Origin of the sequence: Bacteroides sp. An51A (assembly GCF_002161565.1) — a bacterium.
Lineage (GTDB): Bacteria > Bacteroidota > Bacteroidia > Bacteroidales > Bacteroidaceae > Phocaeicola > Phocaeicola intestinalis.
Genome location: NZ_NFIC01000024.1, coordinates 1 through 853, shown reverse-complemented (window position 1 = coordinate 853; position 853 = coordinate 1). Strand labels below are relative to the sequence as shown.

At 46.0% G+C, this 853-nt stretch carries 1 pseudogene; it reads right to left on the bottom strand.

From position 1 onward, the window contains the following. Positions 1–729: pseudogene (locus tag B5G04_RS19200) on the bottom strand (reverse transcriptase domain-containing protein); the annotation flags it as partial. Positions 730–853 lie beyond the last annotated feature (124 nt).

Here is an 853-nt window from a genome sequence, read left to right as displayed (position 1 = left end):
AGTGGTCCTCCTTGGGGAGTTCCTTCCTCGCTCGCTTCGAACAGACCTTTGTTCATTACACCGCTTCGGAGATATTTGTGTATTAGACTGACAACTCTGCCGTCTTTAATAGTACGGCTGAGGATTTCTATGAGTTTGCTATGATTCACGGTATCGAAGAAGCGCTCGAGGTCAAGGTCTACTACATATATGTAGCCTGCATTGATTATTTCTTGCGCCCCTCGCAGTGCGTCATGACAACCTCTTCTTGGACGGAAGCCGTAGCTTCTCCTCGAGAATTGGCACTCATAGATAGGGGTCAGAACCTGGTTAATGGCTTGTTGCACCAAACGGTCTACCACGGTGGGGATTCCTAAAAGGCAGGCGCATATTGCCATTGTCCTTGGGGATTTCTACCCTTCTGACGGGGTTCGGACGGTAAGAACCGTCCATCAAGGAACGGATGAGCGCATCTTTATTGGCTGATAGCCATGAAAACAATTGTTCACATGACATCTTGTCGATACCGCCACTGCCATTGTTACCAATCACTGCCTTATAGGCTCGATTAAGATTGGCAGGACTCAGGATTTGCTCGAAAAGGTGTTCATTGTCGAATGGTACTTCCACGATGTTGTCTTCACACATCCACATGAAAGTCTGCACTCCCCCATACCATTCGGTTTCCGACCTGTCTCTTTGAGGGCAGCCATTAACTTTAGATAATGTTTTCTGCATTCGTTCTCTCATTAGGTATGTTTCAATTACTATCGTTTAATTATTAGGTTCAGTCCTTCACAAACTCTTCGACACGTTTGCTACTATGACATCTGCTGACTTCTCACGACAAGCTTTACTCCGCTGATTTCGATTT